Source organism: Nostoc sp. DedQUE09 (assembly GCF_034530915.1).
Taxonomy (GTDB): Bacteria; Cyanobacteriota; Cyanobacteriia; order Cyanobacteriales; family Nostocaceae; genus Nostoc.
In genome coordinates, this window is sequence record NZ_JAVRCE010000011.1 from 1 (window position 1) to 22,730 (window position 22,730).

Genomic DNA, 22,730 nt, shown 5'->3' on the forward strand with positions numbered 1-22,730 from the left:
CTAATTAACTCAGCCCTGCTGGGTCATTTTGTATGGCTTAGTCTAAACTCCAGTAGATTTCAAATTTGACATCTCCCCGTGCAGTTCGCATTGTTTGCTCTCGTAAACGCTCCCAACCAAGTGCATCTATATCTTGCTCATTAATCGCTAACCAATACGAAAAACCTGTATCAAACATCGCCTCAACAGGTAATTCCAATCCCTCTGATGTTACTAAATTAATTTCAAAAAGTAGTGCATCCTCATCACAAAAAAACCGGAAATCGTCATATTGTGCCGCAAGCCCCAGATTCATTAATCCGAAAAGTATAGTGTATTTTGCCTGGATGCTGTTCGCGACACCGTAATGAAACTACTTCTAAATCTTTATCAACAAAATATTCTCCACTATCCGGTTCAACTGCAACAAACCAGTTGTAGTGAGTTTCAATTAATTCTGATTTGACTTGTTCAAAAATAGGTTTACAACGTTGGTAAAAAGCCTCGCGTTCGGCTTCATGTCGTGCTTTTTGTTCTTCATCCCACTGAATTTCAGGGAATATTCGTCCCCTGCGTGCGGTACGAGTGGGTTTGGTTTCAGTCATGGCTGATTATATTCTGAATCGCGATACTTATATTTTCTCTCATCCACACATCACAGATTAAATTCGATGAAAAAACCCTCGCGATCGGGGGTGTAGTTCCTCCTGTGCCTTCTACCTCCTACCTTACTCTTGTGTCTCATCGCCTTCCTGCTTTTCTGCTTCTAGAATTGCTAATAAAAGAGCTTCTTCCTGAATTTCAAACTCTTCTTCAGGAATTTCCCCCATATCAAAAGCAAGTTGGAGTGCAAGAAGCTGCTTGCTGAGATTTTCTTTATCGTCAATTTCAGTACTCGCCTGTTCTAAAATTTTTTCCCCAAGCCACGTTACCCCCATTAATGGGCCAGTAATCGGTAATAGTAAGAAGCGCAGAACCATATTAATTTACACTTGTGTAGATTTGTTAAAGCTGTCTCACAAGACCGTAATCTTGCTGATGACATTATATAAAACATTACTTAGTCTTATGTTGATGCCAAAATGTGTTGGATTTAAGTTCAGTTAAGGCTTCTTGACATCTGTATTTTATATCCCCGATGTGCAAAAAATTACTTTTACATAAAATTATTACTTACGAGGTACTTAGAGCTTGACAACAGTATTAAATGCATCTCCCCAACGATTTGTCAATACCCCTGCTATTCAACGCATCGCTCAACGTGCTTTGCGCTATCTACAGTCGGGTTTTTCAGTACATTTACGTGGTGCGGCTGGAGTCGGAAAAACTACTCTGGCAATGCATCTAGCTGATTTGCTCAACCAGCCGATTATCCTCTTATTTGGAGATGATGAGTTTAAAACCTCAGACTTGATTGGTAATCAATTAGGTTATACCCGCAAAAAGGTTGTTGATAATTTCATCCACAGCGTTGTCAAAGTTGAGGATGAACTTCGACAACATTGGGTTGATGCACGATTAACCCTAGCTTGTAAAGAAGGATTTACGCTGGTTTACGACGAATTCAATCGATCGCACCCGGAGGTAAATAACGTTTTACTCTCCGTACTTGAGGAGAGGTTATTGGTATTACCAACAAATCAACAGCGAGCCGAGTATATCCGGGTTCATCCTAAGTTTCGGGCAATTTTAACATCAAATCCTCAAGAGTATTGTGGAGTTCATGCAACTCAGGATGCTTTGATGGATCGTGTTATTACCATCGATATGCCTCCACCTGATGAACTAACTCAGCAGGAAATTGTAGTTCATAAAACAGGCATAGATTCTGAGAAAGCAGACAAAATCGTGCGCTTAGTGCGGATGTTTTGGAGTCGATCTGGCTCTGGGCTGGGCGGTGGATTGCGTTCTTGTCTGATGATTGCTAGAATCTGCCACGAACACGAAATTTCCATCAATTTCGGAGATTCTTACTTCCAAGATATTTGTGCCGATATCCTGCTTTCTCGCACGAATCAACCTCTGATAGAAGCAACTCGGCTACTGGAAGAGGTTTTGAGTGAATTGCATCATAGTACAAATACTCAATCTCAGCCGACTGAGATCATACCAGACAGCCAAAATCAGATTGTATTGGAACAACGAGTACCTTACGAGCATGAAGTCTACAACTACCTGTGCAATTCTCCAGGAAGGCGTTTCTCTGAATTGGCAGTAGAGTTAGGGATCGATCGCAGTCAAATTGTGGCTGCACTCAAGTCTCTCAGAGAACAGGGAGTATTAGTCCAAATACAGGGCAATGCCGAGTCGCCGAACATCTCACAAACAGTTGCTCTTGATTCTGGCCATTTAATAAACAAATGAGTACTAATACTAATCGGGGAGCTATCACCACATCAACTCAAGGTTCTACCTTGGCAGATATTCTAGAACGGGTTCTGGATAAAGGCATTGTTATAGCAGGAGATATTTCTATTTCCGTAGGCTCCACAGAATTGCTCAACATCCGGATTCGTTTGTTGATTTCTTCTGTTGATAAAGCCAAAGAGATTGGAATTAACTGGTGGGAGAGCGACCCCTATCTTAATAGTCAAACTCGCACTTTATTAACAACTAATCAACAACTTCAAGAGCGTATTGCCAGTCTAGAAACAGAACTGCGATCGCTCAAAGCAGTCAATCCTATTAATCATCAGAATGCAGGCGATTAGCAAATCAAAAGGTTCAGATTCAGGTTTAGCACCGTTGTTACTGACGGTTGTTGAACTGATACGTCAACTTATGGAAGCTCAAGTTATTCGGCGAATGGATGCTGGCAACCTCAGCGACTCTGAACTAGATCGAGCTGCCGAAAGCCTGCAAAAGCTTGAGCAGCAGGTTGTTCAGCTTTGCGAGATATTTGATATTGACCCAGCCGATCTAAATATTAACTTGGGTGAAATGGGAACTTTACTTCCCCAATCTGGAGGATACTACCCCGGCGAAACCTCTATTCAACCCTCTATTCTAGAACTCCTCGATCGCCTATTAAATACGGGTGTTGTGGTTGAGGGTGACTTGGACTTAGGACTGGCTCAATTAAGCTTAGTTCATGCCAAGTTAAGATTAGTACTCACTTCCAAACCCCTATAACTTTTTTATCTACATTCTTCTTGGTAAGACATTCTTATGAGTTATGGCTTTTACATTTATGGAATTTTGACCTTGCCTGCTCCAGAAAACTTAAATTTACAGGGCTTAGATCGGCAACCTGTAGAAATTAAAATTTTGGATGATTTTGCAGTCATCTACTCGGAAGCACAGCAAGAGCGTTATTTGGCCAGCCGTCGTAACCTGCTAAGTCATGAGAAAGTCCTTGAGGAGATCATGCAAGGAGGCGATCGCTATTTACTGCCAGTGCAATTTGGACTTTTGGTTTCAAGCTGGGAAACGGTTTCACAGCAATTAATTCGTCCTCATCAAGAAGAATTGACGCAATTGCTTGCAAAGTTATCAGGTTGCCGAGAAGTTAGTGTCAAAGTTTTTTGGGATACCGAGGCAGAAATTCAGGGACTATTGGCAGAACACCCAAATCTCAAAACCGAACGGGATAAGCTAGTGGGTCAACCCCTGAGTATGGAGCGGGTAATCCAAATAGGGCAAACCATCGAACAGGGAATGAGCGATCGCAAGCAAGGGATCATAGATGTATTTAAAAGCACGCTCAACTCCATTGCGATCGAAGTGGTAGAAAATACTCCCCAAATGGACACAATGATCTACAATGCAGCCTACCTAATTCCTTGGGAAGCAGAACCACAATTTAGCGAACACGTTGAAGCACTCGATCGTCAATTTGAAAACCGTTTGCGAATTCGTTACAACAATTTCACTGCCCCGTATAACTTTGCTCGTCTTCGATTAACAATTTCCAACTGATTAATTCCTCTCGCTGTTGAATAGCAATAAAATTTGAGAATCAAAAATTATTGAAACTTTTAATTTTTTGGAAAATTTAATTTTTCTTTGCCTTGTATTTAAGAGGATGTTTGAAAAGTCCTCTTGTCGATAGCAAAACGTTCTATAACCCCCTAAATACCCCTTGTAAAGCTACGGTGTACATACAAGTTATGGAATTGGAATTACCCCTCCCTAACCCTCCCCGTATGTATTGGGGAGGGAACTAGATTTTCCGGTTTCCCCCCTTTACAAGGGGGGATTAAGGGAGGATCTAAAAGTACCCAAAATCACAGTGAAACACTCTTCAAACAACCTCTAAGTTAAATCAATGGACGACATATTTAAAGGATTTGAACACCTATTAGAAATTGCCAAAGCTTTAGAAGAAAAAGTAGAGAAAGGCGAGTTAAAAACTTCTCTTCAAATTCGCTCTCATAATCTCAGTAGTATTCCCCGACAAGGTAATATTCCCAGAACAAATAATTCCAGCCGAGTCAGATCCAATTCCACCGTTGGCACTACACCAATGGATGATACTGATGTCACTCCCCCATCAGATAAGACGAACTCAAAAACTTCTTGGCAAGATGTCGGCGGTTTGACTGATGTTCTCCAAGAAATCAGAGAGTTAGTCGAAATTCCCCTTAAACGTCCAGATTTATTGGTTAAATTAGGGTTAGAGCCTCCGCGTGGGGTTTTGCTAGTTGGCCCGCCCGGTACGGGAAAAACTTTAACAGCCCGTGTTTTGGCAGAAGAGTTAGAGTTAAACTACATTGCCATCAATGGCCCAGAGGTGATGAGCAAGTATTACGGGGAAGCAGAAGCTCGTTTGCGAAGTATTTTTGAGAAAGCAACTCGTTCTGCTCCCTGCCTAATATTTATTGATGAAATTGACAGCCTTGCCCCAGATCGTAGCCAAGTGGAAGGTGAAGTTGAAAAAAGACTAGTGGCGCAGTTGCTTGGATTAATGGATGGATTTGCCAAAACCGAGGGCGTAATTGTATTAGCGGCAACAAATCGTCCCGATTATCTCGATCCGGCGCTACGTCGTCCGGGGCGCTTCGATCGCGAAGTTCAGTTTCGGGTTCCCGATCGCAATGGACGATTGGAAATTCTGACGATTTTGACAAGTGCTATGCCGTTGGAAACTTCGGTTAATTTAGGAGCGATCGCCGATTTGGCTGTCGGTTTTGTTGGTGCCGATATTAAAGCTCTTTGTCAAAAAGCAGCCTATATCGCCCTTCGTCGTCAAATCCCCTCGCTCAACAGTCCCGTTCCTGAGAACATGACTATCATGCAGCAGGATTTTCTCGAAGCAATTAAGGAGATAAAACCCTCAGTTCTCAGGGATGTAGCAGTTGAAGTACCAAGTGTCAGCTGGGATGACATTGGTGGTTTGGATGATGTGAAACAAAAACTTCAAGAATCTGTTGAAGGCGCACTCCTCTATCCCGAACTATACGAGCAAACCAAAGCCAAGCCTCCCCGTGGGATTCTGTTGTGGGGGCCGCCGGGAACTGGAAAAACCTTACTGGCAAAAGCGATCGCTTCCCAAGCTAGAGCCAACTTTATTGCTGTGAATGGCCCGGAATTACTCAGCCGATGGGTAGGTGCGGCAGAACAAGCAGTTAGAGAACTCTTTCGCAAAGCTCGGCAAGCAGCTCCTTGTGTTGTGTTTATAGATGAAATTGATACCCTGGCACCAGCACGGGGAAGATTTACTGGTGATTCTGGGGTTAGCGATCGCGTTGTCGGTCAACTACTCACCGAACTAGATGGGTTGCATGAATGCCCGAAAGTATTGTTAGTAGGAGCAACAAATCGTCCAGAAACCCTCGATCCGGCCTTGCTCAGAGCCGGAAGATTGGACTTACAAATAAAAATCGATCTACCAGATCGAGGCAGCCGATTAGCAATTTTACGAGTCCACAATCTAGATCGTCCCCTGGTTGATGTCGATTTAGAAACCTGGGCAACAATTACCGAGGGTTGGAATGGGGCAGACTTGGCTTTGTTGAGCAATCAAGCTGCTTTAAGCGCAATTCGTCGATACCGCGCCCAAGGATTGACTGACTCCAGCTTGATTCAGATTACAAATGATGATTTCCAAGTTACATATCAGATGCTTGCCAATCAACACCAATCTCAATAGTCTCTTATTTGAAAAAAACACAGAAGTTCAGAGCGGAAGCTACTTAAGGCAATGTGCAACTTATCCTTAGAACCCCTCTCCAAACCTCTCCCCCACAGGGAGAGAGGCTTTGATTTTTGCTCCCCTTCCTTTGTAGGGAAGGGGCTGGGGGTTAGGTTTGAGAGAACGTTGCACACAACGATACTTACTTTCCGGAAACACCTTGGATGTAAAAAGAAGTGTCCCAGAGAACTTCATGTGTACAAACTTAATTACAGAATAACTATCCCAAGTTTATGTCAATATACGTTTATGCTCTTCTAGTCCCGACCGCATCACCGCTTGTTCTACCTTTAGGGATGGAAAGGAATATTGAACTAGTTTACTCTTCTGGTTTAGGTGCGATCGTAGAGCCGGAAATCTCACTGGAGGCAATACAAGCAACGGATGAGCGTTTACTTCAAGCTGTATTAAACCACGATCGCGTGATTCGAGAACTTTTTCAACAAACTCCCCTTCTTCCTCTACGCTTTGGGAGGGGTTTTACTTCCGTAGAAAAACTGCTGAATCATCTAGAAAAGCACCAAGAGCAATATCTAGAAGCCCTAACTGAGCTAGCAGACAAAGTTGAGTACACTTTAAAATTGACACCCTGTTCTTTGCTTGACGATTCTGAGACTATTGATACCAGGGGAAAAGCCTATTTATTAGCTAAAAAACAACGCTACCAAACACAGCAAGCATTTCAAGCACAACAATGCGAACAGTGGGAACTCTTGAGCCAGTTAATTCTCAAAACATATACAAATGTTATTTGTGAAACTCGACAGTCAGATGTGCGGCAAATCCACTTTTTGGCACAGCGCAACGATTCAACTGTCAGTACGCAGCAGTTTTCCCTCTGGCAGGTACAATGCTCGCACTGGCAATTGGTACTCAGCGAACCTCTGCCACCTTATCATTTTCTCAAAAACACTCTCATATAAATTCATAAAAAATAATATTTATAACTTTCCCAGAAAAAATAAAGATGAGATGATTTTTTCTTGAATTTTTGTCTAAAAAAGATATTGTTAACTTTTTAATATTTTTTTATTTTCTTATATTTATCTTATATTTTTGGGAACACTAAACTCAGGAAGAATAAAACACATTGTGTAAGTTTTACCTACTGCTCAATCAGAGCAAGATGAAACCAATAATCAGAATTGTGAGAGTAAAATAAAATGGCTGTTGAAAAAGTTAACTCATCTTCTAGTCTAGCTGAAGTTATTGACCGGATTTTGGACAAAGGAATTGTGGTTGATGCTTGGGTACGTGTTTCTTTAGTTGGGATTGAACTATTATCAATCGAAGCTCGGATTGTGATTGCTTCAGTTGAAACTTACTTAAGATATGCCGAGGCAGTTGGTTTAACATCTCAAGCTGCTGTTCCATCTGCTGCTTAATAGCACATTATAAAAAGGGAGTCTTCATGGCTCCCATTTAATGTTTCTAATTAACAAAATAGGAGATTTCAGCTGATGGCTCTCAAGAATTTATGGGAACAAAAGCGAGTGCAGCGATTGCAAATAACTGCTGAACGCCGTCAACAAGTTAACCAGTGGAAACAACTAACTCAACAAGAACTTCAGCTGCAAGCAGATATGCTTCATCAAGAATTGAGCAGTTTTGTTACCAGCCTTCACAACGACAGGAACTTACAACAGCAGCAATTTCAGCAAGAGATTCTAGAGCGGCAATTGGAAATATTGCAAATAAAAACAGATGTCTCGCAACGCCAGCAAGAATACCGCCAACAGCGTTCAGCAAAGGCTCAGGCATTATTCCAAAACTTGCAAAATTTCCGGGCAATCTTACATAACAGTGTTTGGGACGATTACAGCCCCGAACAACCAGTTCCCCCGACTCCTGCTAAAGAAGAGAAATTAGTTGTAACAGTTCCAAAATGGTCAATCTCCCGTTCTGCAATTAAAGCCACTGGTTTTCGTCCTTCCGCCAATACCATAGCTAAAAAAGTGCCTGCCTTGAATGCGGATACTGCTAAATCTAAAGTGCAGCAATACATTCAGCAAGCTGAAGGAGCTACTCTGATAGAAATTGAAGAGGTGATAGGCTTAAGCCGGGTGCAAACGATAGATATTCTGCGCTCCTTGATCAAGCAAGGGGTACTGGAACAACGCGATCGCCAATACTTTATTCGGCAACAAGCAATTTCTTGACAAACTTAATTCAAGGTCATTTTTTGTATTTGCAGACTAGCAGAATGCGATCGCTTGTGTCTCTCGCCTTAAGCAGCAGAGTAAAAAATCGATAAGCATTAAAGCTGGTCTATGTTTTGTAGTATTCAACATTTCCATCCTTTTCCGGTCTGTATTGCAACTACATTTGTACAAGCAATTTGCTCAGTAGATGTAACATGGCAACAAGTTAACCTATTAATAATTAGTTAACCTATTAATAATTAGAAAAAGAGCTTAAATCTTTGTTCAAGCTTCCGGCTTTGAACTTTAAAAATATCCGGTTGCAAAGGGATATAACAAGCTGGGGTAGCTCAATCAAGGTTTTTAACTGTGCTATTGGCGATCGCACGATGAAGTTAGTAAACTGGATTGTTTGAGCAATTTTAATCTAAATGCAAAACTCAAGATATATAAGGAGGTGCGATCCATTGTGAATCAATTGATCGAGCAACTTCAAATTAAATTATTTACAGGCAGGCTGAATCTTGAAGCAAGGGATGGGCCGACTTGGACGCTATATTTTCGTTTAGGACGATTAATTTGGCAGGCTGGCGGTTCTAATGCCGATGAGCGATGGCGACGACACTTGTTGCGGTACTGTTCTAATGTGGATGTGACACAGTTGGAGCAGCTTGTTTCTCCCCAAGAAAATTATCGCGAGTATTCCATTCTTGCTAAGTTACGAGAACAAAAATTAATCGAACAACAACAACTTGTGAGCCTGATTGCAAGCTCAATAGCTGAAGTCCTGTTTGATATAATGCAGTACATTGAAGCCAAAAGAAATGGCGACAATCCAGCAGGGCAGTTGTCACATAGTACGGTTGTTGGTGAAGTTCCTGGGGTTCTTTTAGCTGTAATACCAACAGAGGAAGTCTTGAAAAAGGCTACACAAGCCTGGCAAGAATGGCGAGATGCAGGACTGGCAAGCTACTCGCCCAATTTATTTCCGATAATTCAACAAATTGAGCTACTCCAAGGACAAGCATCCTCTAAACAGATTATTGCTCTAGTTGATGGAACAAAAACTTTACGAGGTCTAGGGCAAAAAAGCGGTCGGGATGTCTTAGCTTTGACTCGGTTATTGATGACATTGGTAAAAACAGGGGCGATCGCTTTTTCACCCACCCCAAAGCTCAGGCAGGTTGGGATTAGTAAAGAAACTGGCAACCCGTCCAGTGCAGTTAATAATTCCAATTCTTCACTAAAGACAGAAGAGGACACTGTTTTACAAGTTGCGCCCAATTTCAACAAAGTTGCTCCCCCAGCGACTAGTAAAGAAGTTTTCAGTCCGTCCAGTGCAGTTAATAATTCCAATTCTTCACTGAAGACAGAAGAGAAGACTATTTTACAAGTTGGTCTCCCAGCGGCTAGTAAAGCAATTATTGATGTCTCAAGACCTTTAGTAGCCTGTGTGGATGATAGTCCAATGATCTGTCGCAGTTTGGAGGAAATTCTCACCCATCAAGGTTATCGCTTTGTTGGCATTCAAGAGTCATTGACGGCAGTTTTAAACCTAATTAAAAGCAAGCCAGACTTCATTTTTTTGGATCTTTTGATGCCAAAAGTAAATGGCTATGAAATTTGTTCTCAAATCCGTAAAACTCCAAGTCTCAAAAATGTGCCGGTTGTCATCTTAACGGGGAAAGATGGAATAGTAGATCGGATGCGAGCAAAATTAGTAGGAGCAACTGACTTTTTGGGTAAACCCGTAGAAGCAGACAAAGTACTCAATATGCTTCACAAGTATTTAACCGTTTAGGTTGAAGCGGTAGTCATGCCAGTGGCTCTCCTACATCAATTTTCAAAACAGATTTTGGATTGTAAATTACTTTCTATATCTGGCTTGGTGTTAATTCATTTGTCGCAATAATTTGTCAAATTCTAAATTAAATAGTTAGGAAAAAATGAAAAAAGTTCTTTTAGTTGAAGATAGCCTCACAGAATCCGAAAAGATGACACGTTATCTAGAGCAAGGAGGATATTCAGTTTATGAAGTTCGCAGTGGTGAAGAAGCTCAACTCAGGTTGAAACAACAAAAACCTGACTTGATCTTACTGGATTTGATTTTGCCAGGTCAAAGTGGATTTGAGTTCTGCCGCAAGTTGAAAGCCGATCCGACAACAAAAGCAATCCCGGTAGTAATTTGCTCAACTAAAAACACAGATGTTGATAGAACTTGGGGCAATATGAGTGGTGCCGATGGCTATTTAGTCAAACCTGTAGATGAAAATACCTTGCTCCAGACTGTTAGTAAATTTATTCGCTAAAGGAAACTGGGGCAATGTTACAGAGCAATGATAGCTTTAGAGAGCTACCCATTAATAGCCAATTTCGACTTGAAAACTCTCCTCAAGGAAACAACCAGAGGTTTTTAAGATTTCCCTTGAATGGAAAGGTAAATGGGTTACTCCCATTAGCTGATTTACGGGGAGTAATTCAGGTTGCCCTCACCGAGATTTTGCCAGTACCGCAGGTAGCAGAATTCTTGTTAGGCATCATGAATTGGCGGGGAGAAGCTATTTGGATTCTTGATTTAGCAGGTTTGTTGGGAGCTACACACTGGTGTCGGCGAGAAAGTGTGCGTAACTCTGGCATGGCAATGCTTGTTCAAGTTCAGAATCAAACCATCGGGCTGTTGGTAGAGCAAGTCAATACTATTGAAGTTCACGATCCCCAAGAGCGGTTAGCGATTTCGACATCGATGTTACCTGGCCGACTAGGCTCGTTCTTACAGGGTTACTTTGTGGATTCTCAAGGTAGCCCTTTGATGTTACTTGACACCCATGTTGTGATTCAAGCCCTTCAGCCTCTATGAAGAGTGCTGAGTTCCGAGTGCTGAGTGCTGAGTTGAAAGACCGCCCACAAGGAGCGGGGCTTTTACCAAGTACATAAGTCCTGAGTACTTCTTAATTCACTCAGCACTCAGCACTGAGTATTTTAAATTTTAGAGCTTACTTACAAGGCCAAGGGCGGATGTACAAAGGCTTCTGGACGCCCAAGCCGTTCTAAAAAAGTAACTAGCCTCCGCTCTGCATTCTACTTCTTAACTCCGACAACCTTCATAGCAAGAAAGATCATGGTAGCGCAACACAATCTTAGACCGAGCCAACCTCACTCAAATCCCAGCAACGGTTATAAGGAAACCGATAACGGGCATATCGTTGATGCACCAGCAAAACAGCAAATCACCTCCGCTCTAGAAGAATTGCGAACAGAACTGGATCAAGCTGATTGGGTGGAAACAGGGCCATTGCGAGAGAGAATCCGCAAGTTAAAAGAACTGCTAAGTGTGTTGCCATATCAAGACGGAGGAGATGGATTAGAGGTAGAGCAAGTACAGGCGATCGCTAGCAAAATCCGCCAATTTTCCGATCTAGATGCCTTGCTTGCTACTGCTGTCATGGAGATACAAAGCGCACTGCAAGCCGATCGCGTGGTGCTGTATGAGTTTACGAATCCGACGCAGGGGATAGTTGTTGCGGAGGCGATGAGGGATGGCTTTACCCCAATGCTGAAGGAAAAACTGCCCGCCGTCACTTTTGGGTTGGGTTCTGCCAAGCTTTATCAACAAGAAAAATTAGTCGCGATCGCCGATACCTACACTGCAAGCTTGTCCCCTTACCAAAAGCAGTTAATGGAGCGGTTTCAGGTAAGAGCTTGTTTGAGTTTGCCGATCTTAGCAAAAGATGGGGTTTGGGGTTTGTTGGTAGTGCAGCAATGCACTACTGCTCGCCAGTGGCAGAATGCTGAAATTCAGTTACTAAAATTAATCGAGCAGGAATTAGAAGCGCAACTGCAAGTTGCCGTGATTCAGGCTACGTTGCAACAAGAAGTGGAAAAAGACCAAATCCTTGCCGGTGTAGCGAATAAAATTCTCCAGTCCAAAGATTTGGATACCATCTTTCGCGTTGCCACCCAAGAAGTGCGACAGTCACTAAAATGCGATCGCGTCGCAATTTATCGTTTCCAGCCAGATTGGAGTGGGGAATTTGTGGCTGAATCTGTTGGATCTGAGTGGGTTTCTCTATTAGAAGAACAGCGAAACAATCCAGCAATCGTTAATAACGTTAACTATTGCAGTGTTAGGAACCTTGCAGACGAAGGGGGATTGGCTGGGACAACAGGGCGATCGCACAGTGCAGATAGTTACATTCAGCACACCCAAGGCAAAAATTTCCATCGCGGACAGATTTATCGAGTCACTAATGATATCTACAGTGCTGGTTTTTCTGACTGCTATATCAAAATTTTAGAAACCTATCAAGCCAAAGCATACATTATTGTTGCCATCTTCCAGGGAGAAAAGTTGTGGGGCTTGCTCGCTGCCTATCAAAATTCTCAGCCTCGTCAGTGGAAAGATAGTGAAGTTCGCCTAATGGTACAGGTTGCAACTCTGTCTAGTATTGCGATTCAACAGGTGCAATATCAGCAACAACTTTATCACCGCTCTGAGGAGTCAGCCAAACTTGTGGAACGAGAACGTACTGTTTTCGGCATCATTGAAAAGATTGGACAAGCAACGGATCTCCGCACCCTTTTCCGCACTACAACCCAAGAGTTGCGGCGATTTTTAAAATGCGATCGCGTTGTCGTTTATCAATTTCATCCAGATTGGAGTGGAGAAGTTATCGCTGAATCTGTGGCTGCTGGTTGGTCGTCACTGTTGGAGATGCAGGAACAAGAAAGCATTTTAAAAACAGGCATGGTATCTTCAGAGCGTTGCCATGTTAAGGATTATGGCTCCCCTGTTAAACCTGATGCCGATACCTATCTTAAGGAAACGCAGGGTGGAATGTACGCCAAAGAAAAGCGCTTCCGCAAAGTCAACGATATTTATGCTGCTGGTTTTTCACCTTGCTATTTAGAAGCATTAGAGAAGTTCCAAGCCAAAGCGTACATCATTGTTCCCATTTTCCGCGCTGGTAATCTCTGGGGTTTATTAGCAGCCTATCAAAATTCTGATGTTCGGAAATGGACTGATGAAGAGACAGGTGCTTTGTTGCAGATCGGCGAATCGTTGAGCATTGCTCTCCAGCAAGCTGAATATATCGAACAGCTACGGTTAAAAAATCTAGAAATGACCCAAGTAGCTGAAGTAGAAAACGCGATCGCGCGCATGGCGGAAAGAATGCGTCATTCCCAACACGCAGAAACGATTTACCGCACTACCTTGGCAGAATTGCGGCAGTTGTTCAAATGCGATCGCCTAGCAATATATCGCTTCAACTCTGACTGGAGCGGTGAATTTATTGCTGAATCTGTAGGAACTGACTGGGTACCTCTGGTTGGCCCCGATATCAAGACCGTATGTGAAGACGAACACCTACAGCAAACCCAAGGCGGGCGCTATCGCAACAATGAAACCTTTGCCGTCAATGACATCTATACTGTTGGTCATGCCCAGTGCCACATCGACCTGTTAGAGCAGTTCCAGGCTAAAGCCTACACCATCGCCCCCATTTTTGCTGGAAACAAACTTTGGGGTTTGTTAGGAGCTTACCAAAATAGCGGCCCGCGCCAGTGGAATTCCGAAGAGGTGCGATTGCTGACCAAATTGGGCATTCAGTTGGGGTTAAGCGTGCAGCAAGCCGAGTACATCGGAGAACTGAAAACGAAGAATGCAGAGTTGGCACGGGCAGCAGAAGAGGAACAGGTGCTGACAGGGATGGTGGAAAAAATTCGCCAAGCTCAAGAAGCAGATACAATTTTCCTGAATGTGCTGCCAAGTTTACGCAAACAATTACAGTGCGATCGCCTAGCAGTATTTCGCTTTCATCCCGACTGGAGTGTGGAATTTATTGCCGAATCCGTAAAAGATAAATGGTTGTCTTTAGCTGATTCCGACATCAAAACGATTTGGATGGACGAACACTTACAAGAAACTCAGGGCGGACGCTATCGCAATCATGAAACCTTTGTTGTCAATGATATCTACACTGTCGGTCACGTTCAGTGCTACCTAGAGGTATTAGAAAAAATCCAGGCTAAGGCTTATGCGATCGCTCCGATCTTTATTGGAAACAAACTCTGGGGCTTTTTAGGAGCATACCAAAATACTGGCCCTCGCGAGTGGAAATCCAAGGATGTGCAACTGTTGCGAAAAGTAGCTGTGCAAATGGGTATAGGCTTGCAACAGGTTAAGTATATCGAACAGCTCAAGAAGAAGAATGCAGAGTTAGCCAGAACCGCAGAAGGGGAACGAGCATTAACACGGCTGTCAGAAAAAATTCGCCAAGTTCAAGAGCTAGATACAATTTTCCGCAATGCCCTACCAGAATTGCGATCGCATTTGGAATGTGATCGTCTCGCAGTGTATCGCTTCAATCCAGATTGGGGTGGGGAGTTTATTGCCGAATCCGTCAGTCGTGAATGGGTGGCTTTGGTTGGCCCGGATATCAGGACTGTATGGGAAGACGAACACCTACAACAAACCCAAGGTGGACGCTATCGCAACAACGAGACGTTTGTGATTAATGACGTTTACACTGCTGGGCATGCCCAGTGCCACTTGAAAATTCTCGAGCAGTTTCAGATTAGAGCCTATATCATCACCCCGATTATTGCCGGAAACAAGCTTTGGGGTTTGTTAGGAGCTTACCAAAATAGCGGGCCGCGGCAATGGCAAGAGAATGAAGTCAACTTGGTAGCGAAAATCGGCACGCAGTTTGGGGTTGCCGTCCAACAATCGCAATACTTACAACAAACCTTAAGCAAGAATGAGGAACTGATCAAACTGGCAGAACGGGAAGTAGCAAACGCCCGATTTTCCTATCGCCTGCCAAGTCGGTTAACAGAGATGGCCCAAAGTCATGGTAATGTTCTGGAATTTATCCAGTTTGCCACCCACGAACTTCGTCAACTGCTGAAAGTAGATCGAGTTGGAGTTTACCGTTTTGAGCCTGATTGGTCTGGAGAATTTGTAGTTGAGTCTGTGAGCGGGGATTGGCCTAAGTTGGTGGGAACTAGCCTTGCCAGAGTTAGAGATACCTATCTCCAGTACAACCAAGGAGGGCGTTATGCCCGCAAAGAAAGTTTGCGGGTTGACAATATATATACCGTCGGTCATGACGAATGTCACATCCAATTGTTAGAGATGTGGGGAACTAAAGCCTACATGATTGCTCCGATTTTTCAAGAAGATCGGTTATGGGGGCTGATGGGAGTTTATCAAAATAGCGCACCGCGCCAGTGGGAGCAATCCGAGGAGGATGTTCTCAACCAAGCCAGCGTCCAGATTGGTCTTGCCCTCAATCTTGCAGATTACCTAACACAGGTGCGTATTCAAGAGCAGCAACTAGCAGAAGCAGCAGAGCGCGAACGCACCGCCCGCGAAAAACTCCAACAAGGAGCAATACGCGTTCTCATGGCTTTGGAACCATCCTTCAGAGGCGATCTTACCGTTCGAGCGCCCCTATCTGAAGATGAAATTGGGACGATCGCCGATGGTTACAACACTACGATCCAAAGTTTGCGAGATTTAGTGCGACAAGTGCAGATTGCTGCTGGCAGAGTGAGTGAAAATTCCAGCAATAACACTACCTCAGTAGTGAAATTATCTGACCAAGCTCAACAGCAGGCAGAACGGCTCGAACACGCTCTGGAACAATTACAAATGATGGTAACTTCCACCCAGGTAGTTGCTGCTGATGCCCAAAAAGTCGGGCAGGCAGTTCAAAGAGCTAATAACACCGTCCAAGCTGGTGATTCCCTGATGGAAAGAACCGTAGATGGTATTTTGGAGATTCGGGAAACCGTGTCGGAAACAGCGAAGAAGATTAAGCGCCTTGGTGAAGCTTCTCAGAAAATCTCGAAAGTAGTAAGTCTGATTGAAAACTTTGCCACTCAAACTAATTTGCTGGCACTCAATGCTGCGATCGAGGCTACCCGTGCCGGAGAGTATGGCAAAGGCTTTGCGGTGGTTGCAGATGAAGTTCGTTCCCTGGCTTATCAGTCTGCTAGTGCCACCACAGAAATTGAGCGACTCGTGCAAGAAATTCAAACTGGCACCAACGAAGTTACCGAAGCAATGGAAGTAGGGATTACCCAAGTTGTCCAAGGCTCGAACTTGATCGATGAGACTCGTCATTCCCTGAGTGCGATCGTGGCAGCTACCAACGAAATTGGTGGACTGGTACAAGGAATTACCCAAGCAGTTTCCCATCAAAGTCAGCAATCTCAGATGTTGACAGAGGCGATGACGGATGTTTCGGCGATCGCCCGTAAGACTTCAGAAAGTGCCATCCACATTTCCGAGTCTTTTGAGGAACTACGGATGACTTCACAACAACTGGAAACCAGCGTTAGCCAGTTCAAAGTTGACTAATCTCGCAAAACTGTTATGAACCCCGATCCCAGTAATCAAGAGCAGGCTTTTCTTGCGGAAGCGGCAGAGTTGTTGCAAACCATTGAGCAGAATCTGATTGGTCTACTTGATGAAAAAACAATAGAAAAAGTTCATGCTTTGATGCGAAGCGCCCATACTATCAAAGGGAGTGCTGCCAGTGTTGGGCAAGAAACTATTCAGACAATTGCCCATCATTTGGAAGATGTATTCCAAGCGTTATACGCTCCAGAACTGGAAATCGATCCAGAATTGGGTGCTTTGCTTCTAGATGCTTATGAGTGCCTGCGAACTCCATTGAGTGCAGCCTTGATGGGCTTATCATGCAATGAGGCAGAAATACTTGATCGCACTGCCTCAATCTTTGCCCAACTCCAACATAAACTAGGCGACTTTTTTGGTCGTGAGGCTCCGCTTCCCAGTTCGGAAGAACTTGGCTTTGATGTCGTAGAGTCAATCTTTTCCGGGAGTGTACTCCAGGATTTGCAACAGCTGGAAACTGACATCCAAAGCCAAGATCCGCAACAAATTCAAACAACACTCAACTCCCAAGCAGAATTTTTTGTCGAACTAGCAGCATCTTATGGCTTATCTGGATTGGAAGAAATTGCCCAGGCGACCCTAAACGCGCTCAAAGCGCATCCAGACAAAGTATTGCCAATCGCTCAGGTGGCTTTAGAAAATTTTAAAGCAGCTCAAGCAGCAGTACTGGCAGGCGATCGCACTCAAGGGGGAGAGATATCTCCACAATTGCGAGAATGGGCAATGCTCACTACTCCTGTCCCAGAACCACAAGGGCAGCCAGTTGCGATCGCTGCCCAACCAACACAAACCACTACAACTGAGAATCAGCCATCTCCCCTCCTCAGTGCCAGCGAAGCGGAATCAATTTGGTCGTTTTTCCCGAAGCGGACTGATAACTCCGTACCGAAAACACCGGAGGTACTGGCACCTATTTCTCAGGATTCGGTAGTAACCCCCTCTGCCATAGATCGGATTTTACAGTCAATCTGGATCGGAGATCCACAGACATCCAGCCGATACTCAGACTCAGATCGGCCAGCCTCTCCACCACCAGCGCCAAGCCTCCAGGCTCAGTCATCGGCATCACTTCCCAGTATCCGAGTAGCGATAGAACAGCTCGATCGCCTCAGCCATACAATTGGGGAATTGCTAATCAGCGAAAACCAACAAAACCTGCAATCTAACCACATCCACAAAGCAGCTCAAGACACCCTACTACAGTTTTTGTACTGTCAACAACAACTTAGTAAAGTTTTTACTTGGTCGGATCGACATCTGCTGCTTCCCGAACGCAAGCAGCGACAGATGCATGTATCTCCCCGCTCAGTTCCAACTACCGAGGCAGAATCCAATTTTGATGCCTTAGAAATGGATAACTATAGCGAGTTGCACATTCTCCTGCAAAATCTTACAGAAGACATGGTGCAATTAGGAGAACAGATTGAGGCTTTTAATGCTTTAGTTCAGCAATCTCGCTTCAGTCTCGGAAAGCGCAAGCAACTGCTTTCAGGAGCGCAGGAAGATTTGCTGCAAGCCAGAATGGTTCCACTGGGAACAGTGTTGAATCGATTACCCCGCCTCCTGCAACAGATGGTAGCAACTTATCATAAGCCTGTTGAACTCAAGCTTGGCGGTACGAAGGTACTGGTGGATAAAGCCATTTCTGAGCAGTTGTACGATCCCTTGCTGCACATGATTCGTAATGCCTTCGATCACGGCATTGAACCGATAGAAACCCGCCGCCAGCAAGGTAAACCCGAAACCGGAACAATTACAATTCAAGCTTATCATCAAGGTAACCGCACTACTATTGAGGTACGGGATGATGGTCGAGGCTTTAACTGGGAATCTATTCGTGAGCAAGGTATAGAAAAACACCTGCTGACTCCCGAACAAGCCGCCTACGCCTCCGAAGACCAACTAGCAGAGTTATTATTTGAACCAGGCTTTTCTACCGCCAAGCAGATTGGTGAGTTATCTGGCCGCGGTATCGGCTTAGATGTCGTTCGCACTCAATTGCAAGCTTTACAAGGTTCGATTGTGGTGCGATCGCTTTCAGGGCAGGGAACCACCTTCATCCTGCAATTGCCCCTGAGCTTGACAACAGCACGCTTGCTCGTTTGTCAATCTCAAGGTATTACTTATGGCTTGCTCTCTGAAGGAGTTAGCCAGGTTTTATTACCGCAGCCAGAGCAGATTCAAGTCCAGCAATCTTTACATGGGCAAGGCAGCCAGAAATTCTGGCAGTGGGGAGAAGGGCAAAGTCAGCAACTAGTTCCCATCCGCCCGCTTGCTAATTTGCTGGATTACAAATATCCTTTATTCACCCAAGACCACAATTTAAACCTAAGTCCTTTTCCAGTCAAACAACGGAACACCGTCGAACCTCTGCTACTGTTGGAAACAGAGCATCAATACCTGTGTTTGCAAGTCGATCAGATTTTAGTCGAGCAGGAATTAGTAATTAAGTCCCTCGGCAGAGTCCTGACTTTACCTAGTTACATCCAAGGCTACAGCGTGTTGGGCAATGGTAGTCTTACCCTAATCGTTGACCCGTTGGAGTTAGTTCGGCAAACTTGGGAAACAGATATGATGCCGACTTCCCCGACTTCAAGTCTTGCAATATTGCCCGCGCCTGAGCCTATTCTTGCTCTAGAGGGGCAGCAATCCGAGCTAACTACGCAACCGCAGCAACAGCCGATGGAAGTTAATACAGCCGTTGCTCAACCTAACCGACTGACGGTGTTAGTGGTGGAAGATTCGGTTGTACAAAGGCAAAGTTTGGTGCAGACGCTCCAAAAAGCCGATTATCAAGTGTTGCAAGCAGGCGATGGTCGAGAGGCGATCGCTCAAATCCTGCAACACGGCGATGTTGATTTAGTGATTTGTGACATTGAAATGCCGCGTATGAATGGATTTGAGTTTTTAGAACACCATCGCCAAGACGAGCGTTTGTCCGGGATTCCTGTGGTGATGCTGACTACTCGTAGCGGACAGAAGCACCGCCAATTAGCTTTAGCTCTAGGGGCGAAAGCTTACCTGACCAAACCCTATTCAGAACAGAGCTTTCTAGCCGCGATCGCTGAACTGGTTAATGAGTAAAGGGTAAAGGGGAAGGGGGAAGGGAAGGAATGGAAAGGAAAAAAATTGAAACTTTTGAGGATTTAAAAGTATGGCAAAAAGGTATTGACTTAGTTAAGCAAATATACTTAAGGGCTAAGGAAGGTGAACTGAGTAGAGACTTTGGTTTAAGAGATCAGTTAAGACGTGCATCCGTATCAATACCTACAAATATTGCAGAAGGATTTGAACGATATTCTCGCAAAGAATACTTAGACTTTCTAAATATTGCTAAAGGGTCTGCCGGTGAAGTTCGCAGTCTTTTAAGAGTAGCGTTAGAAGTGGGCTATCTAGACCAACCAACTTATACACAACTTTCTAATCAAGCTATAGAGTTGAGCCGTATGCTATCTAATCAAATTCAATCTATAAATCAGTCAATGCCCTTCGGGCAGGGAAAAGGTTAAAGGGGAAAGGGGAAAGGGAACCCCATAACTCAAGTTAGGGGCTTGAAGTAAGGATGCCTCAATTCTCGCGCAATAGTTTGGAATTGAATCTTTTTCCCCTCCATAAATAAAGTTTAGGGGCTTGCACCCTTTCCCCCTTCCTCCCTTTCCCCTTTCCCCTTTACCCTTTCCCCTTTCCCCTTTCCCCTTTACCCTTGCCCCTTTACCCTTGCTATGCTTAACACTCCCTTTCCGTTTAAGCGATTATCTGGCGCTGTGAGCGAGCGCGACTCATTACGAGTCGTTGTTTTTGCGATCGCAGACTATTTATTTGCCCTGCCAGTTGGGGCAGTTCTCAAGGTGATGGCTTGTCCTCCTATTAGCAGTACGGTTGAAAGTGGTATTGGGATGGTTGATTTGGGAGCGCAAACGATCACAATTGTGGACTTGCGCCAGAAGTTCATTCAGCAAGTACAAGGCCAACAGGCGCATCAAGTTCCCTCTGCGGTTGATACTTCAGGGCGCTTCTTACTTCTGACTCAAACGCGGACTGGGGAAATTTGTGGCATTCCTGTGGACAAGCCCCCTGCCTTAATCGATATTCCTTTGTCAGCTGTGCGTCCGGTGCCTTGGTCTTATCGGCAAGTGGCGGAGTTAAGCTGTGTGAGCCACATGGCTGTTTTGCCTGTAGCACCAAACGAGGAACCACTCAAAGTACTTCTTTTTGGTATGAGCCAGATATTGGCTGATAAGTTGGGGTTGCCCGGAACAACCCCAACCTTGGCTCCTGGATTGACATCAGGCGAACAACGGCAAAGATTTCTCCGTTTTTCCTTGGGGAATCAAGGAAGTGGATTGCTACCATTTGACTCAATAGTGGACATGATTCATCTTGCTAGCCAAGAAATTTCCCCAGCCCCGGCCTTACCAAGTTGGATTTTAGGTTTCTATAATTGGCAAGGACAGATGCTGCGGCTGGTTGACTTGGAACATTTGCTTGGTTATGCGCCACTTTTGAAGCGGCAGTCACGACCAGAAAAGCCAATGGTTCTGGTTCTCGAATTGCAAAATCAGGTAGTCGGGTTTTTGGTGGCTCATGTCTACGATGTAGAGTGGCAGGATTTACAGCAAGCACAATCGGCACCAACCGACTTTTCGCCAAACAAACTACTAAATTTTGTTCGAGGTATTCTGCCAGGCGATCGCTGGATTTTAGACACCAGAGCGATCGCCCAGACATTGCAATGGCAAACCCACTGATTTAACTTGATGCTGCCAAGGAGTTTTCTGTGACGATCGCAACTTTAGACCCTAATTCTGAAACCCAGCCTGTTGAAAATGAAATCCAGATAGAAGAAATTTTGGCTAATGTGGCTCTAATCAAAGCAGTCTTTCAATCTGCTAAGGGGCCAAAGGTCGCTCAATTGCAGCAGAAGGTAAGTCAAATCGAAGCTTTTATCCAAGCTTTGGCCAAGGATTCGCCCAGTGACAACGATCAAAATGTTCAAGGGGCTTTTCAACTCCAGCGAGAACAACTTGCGGCCATCGATCGGCAAATGCAGCAGACAAAAGGTCAAGCTAAACTTTTGGAGGTTACAGTCACCGCCCTTCGAGATGTTCTCAACGCCGATCGCGTCCTGATTTATCGTTTTGAGGAAGATAATCGCACTCGAGCGATCACTGAAGCTATACAAGCGGGTTGGACATCCCTGCTCAACCAATCCCTACCGATAAATTTGTTTGTTAATAAACCCGATGTTGGCGACGGACAAAACTCGCAGGGCAACCTCACTGAAGTATTAGAATTAACTCCCCGCCAACAGCAATTTTGGCAACGCTTTCAGGTACAAGCTAGCCTCTGCTTGCCCTTGATTGTCAAACAACAGCCTTGGGGTTTGTTAGTTATTCATCATTGCCTTCAACCCCGACAATGGCAGGAAGCAGAGCGCAGTTTGCTACAACAAGTAGGAATGATGTTGACAATTAACTTGCGCTGGGCTGAAATAGTAGCTCCACCTGCTCAACAGCTGTCACCGCCTCCCCAAAAGGCTGAATCTTTTGATCGCTCACAGTTACTAGTGCCATTTCAGCAGGTGAGCCAGGCTGTACAAGAAGGAGCCAGAATCGCCGAGCTTGCCAACGAGCATTTAATGTCTATTCAAGATAGTGTTGCTGTTACTAATAAACAGCTGCAATACCTTGGTGAATTTTGCCAGCAAGCTTCTGGCTTTGTTCACCTTGTGGAAGGCTTGAGTAGCAAAATTCAGATTTTGTCCCTGAATACAGCTATCGAAGCCACAAAAGCTAGCGATCGGGAAAGAGGTTTGTTAGCTGCTGCCGAACAGGTGGAAATTCTCGCCCGTCAAGCTCGCGACAGCACGCTAAATATAGAGGAATGGTTCCAAGAACTCCAGGTGGCAGCAGCAGACGTTGCTTCTGCTATCGAACCTTGCGATCGCCAAATCAGTGCTGGGCTGGAGTCAATCGCGCAAATTCACGAGCAATTCAGAGCGATCGCCGACATCGCTGCTTGTAGCCTCAAATCAATGTCGAAGCCATAAGAC

19 protein-coding genes are annotated in these 22,730 nt (G+C 44.5%); 16 read left to right on the forward strand and 3 right to left on the reverse strand.

Annotation, left to right across the window (positions count from 1 at the left end):
- Positions 1-37: 37 nt before the first annotated feature.
- From RMY27_RS09280 to RMY27_RS09290, 3 genes are all read right to left on the reverse strand, one after another.
- Positions 38-295, reverse strand: a complete 258-nt coding sequence (locus RMY27_RS09280) for a hypothetical protein (RefSeq protein WP_322662480.1) — start codon at positions 293-295, stop codon at positions 38-40.
- Positions 267-584, reverse strand: a complete 318-nt coding sequence (locus RMY27_RS09285; protein WP_322662481.1) for a hypothetical protein — start codon at positions 582-584, stop codon at positions 267-269. The genes RMY27_RS09280 and RMY27_RS09285 overlap by 29 nt, the downstream gene beginning before the upstream one ends.
- Before the next feature lie 123 nt (positions 585-707).
- On the reverse strand, positions 708-959 hold the full coding sequence (locus RMY27_RS09290; protein ID WP_322662483.1) for a gas vesicle protein GvpG: 252 nt from the start codon (positions 957-959) through the stop codon (positions 708-710).
- A 211-nt stretch (positions 960-1,170) separates the two neighbouring features.
- Between RMY27_RS09290 and gvpN the strand changes: the two genes are divergently transcribed.
- The 16 genes from gvpN (at position 1,171) to RMY27_RS09370 (ending at position 22,727) form a co-directional block, all read left to right on the forward strand.
- Positions 1,171-2,343, forward strand: coding sequence for a gas vesicle protein GvpN (gene gvpN / locus RMY27_RS09295; protein ID WP_322662485.1), 1,173 nt, complete (start codon positions 1,171-1,173; stop codon positions 2,341-2,343).
- On the forward strand, positions 2,340-2,690 hold the full coding sequence (locus tag RMY27_RS09300) for a gas vesicle protein (protein WP_322662487.1): 351 nt from the start codon (positions 2,340-2,342) through the stop codon (positions 2,688-2,690). Before gvpN ends, RMY27_RS09300 begins: the two co-directional genes overlap by 4 nt.
- Positions 2,677-3,111, forward strand: coding sequence for a gas vesicle protein K (locus RMY27_RS09305; RefSeq protein WP_322662489.1), 435 nt, complete (start codon positions 2,677-2,679; stop codon positions 3,109-3,111). The genes RMY27_RS09300 and RMY27_RS09305 overlap by 14 nt, the downstream gene beginning before the upstream one ends.
- Positions 3,112-3,147: 36 nt before the next feature.
- A complete protein-coding gene (locus tag RMY27_RS09310; protein ID WP_322662491.1) occupies positions 3,148-3,897 on the forward strand; it encodes a GvpL/GvpF family gas vesicle protein in 750 nt (249 codons plus the stop codon).
- 349 nt (positions 3,898-4,246) lie between these two features.
- Complete coding sequence (locus tag RMY27_RS09315; protein ID WP_322662493.1) at positions 4,247-6,070, forward strand: AAA family ATPase; 1,824 nt, start codon at positions 4,247-4,249, stop codon at positions 6,068-6,070.
- A 275-nt stretch (positions 6,071-6,345) separates the two neighbouring features.
- Complete coding sequence (locus tag RMY27_RS09320) at positions 6,346-7,035, forward strand: GvpL/GvpF family gas vesicle protein (RefSeq protein WP_322662495.1); 690 nt, start codon at positions 6,346-6,348, stop codon at positions 7,033-7,035.
- Between the two features lie 240 nt (positions 7,036-7,275).
- A complete protein-coding gene (gvpA, locus tag RMY27_RS09325; protein WP_163931998.1) occupies positions 7,276-7,497 on the forward strand; it encodes a gas vesicle structural protein GvpA in 222 nt (73 codons plus the stop codon).
- A 75-nt stretch (positions 7,498-7,572) separates the two neighbouring features.
- Positions 7,573-8,271 carry a gas vesicle protein GvpC gene (locus RMY27_RS09330; RefSeq protein WP_322662497.1) on the forward strand — a complete coding sequence of 233 codons (699 nt, stop codon included), beginning with the start codon at positions 7,573-7,575 and terminating at the stop codon, positions 8,269-8,271.
- A gap of 451 nt (positions 8,272-8,722) precedes the next feature.
- Complete coding sequence (locus tag RMY27_RS09335; RefSeq protein WP_322662499.1) at positions 8,723-10,054, forward strand: response regulator; 1,332 nt, start codon at positions 8,723-8,725, stop codon at positions 10,052-10,054.
- Between the two features lie 145 nt (positions 10,055-10,199).
- A complete protein-coding gene (locus RMY27_RS09340; protein WP_229538106.1) occupies positions 10,200-10,562 on the forward strand; it encodes a response regulator transcription factor in 363 nt (120 codons plus the stop codon).
- A 14-nt stretch (positions 10,563-10,576) separates the two neighbouring features.
- Positions 10,577-11,110 (forward strand): chemotaxis protein CheW, encoded by a 534-nt coding sequence (locus RMY27_RS09345; protein WP_322662502.1) that lies wholly within the window; start codon positions 10,577-10,579, stop codon positions 11,108-11,110.
- Positions 11,111-11,371: 261 nt separating this feature from the next.
- Entirely contained in the window at positions 11,372-16,618 is a 5,247-nt protein-coding gene (locus RMY27_RS09350; RefSeq protein WP_322662504.1) for a GAF domain-containing protein, read from the forward strand.
- 15 nt (positions 16,619-16,633) lie between these two features.
- Complete coding sequence (locus RMY27_RS09355; protein ID WP_322662506.1) at positions 16,634-19,762, forward strand: hybrid sensor histidine kinase/response regulator; 3,129 nt, start codon at positions 16,634-16,636, stop codon at positions 19,760-19,762.
- A 29-nt stretch (positions 19,763-19,791) separates the two neighbouring features.
- A complete protein-coding gene (locus RMY27_RS09360) occupies positions 19,792-20,187 on the forward strand; it encodes a four helix bundle protein (protein ID WP_322662508.1) in 396 nt (131 codons plus the stop codon).
- A 255-nt stretch (positions 20,188-20,442) separates the two neighbouring features.
- Positions 20,443-21,426, forward strand: a complete 984-nt coding sequence (locus RMY27_RS09365) for a chemotaxis protein CheW (RefSeq protein WP_322662510.1) — start codon at positions 20,443-20,445, stop codon at positions 21,424-21,426.
- Between the two features lie 29 nt (positions 21,427-21,455).
- Positions 21,456-22,727, forward strand: a complete 1,272-nt coding sequence (locus RMY27_RS09370; protein ID WP_322662512.1) for a GAF domain-containing protein — start codon at positions 21,456-21,458, stop codon at positions 22,725-22,727.
- Positions 22,728-22,730 lie beyond the last annotated feature (3 nt).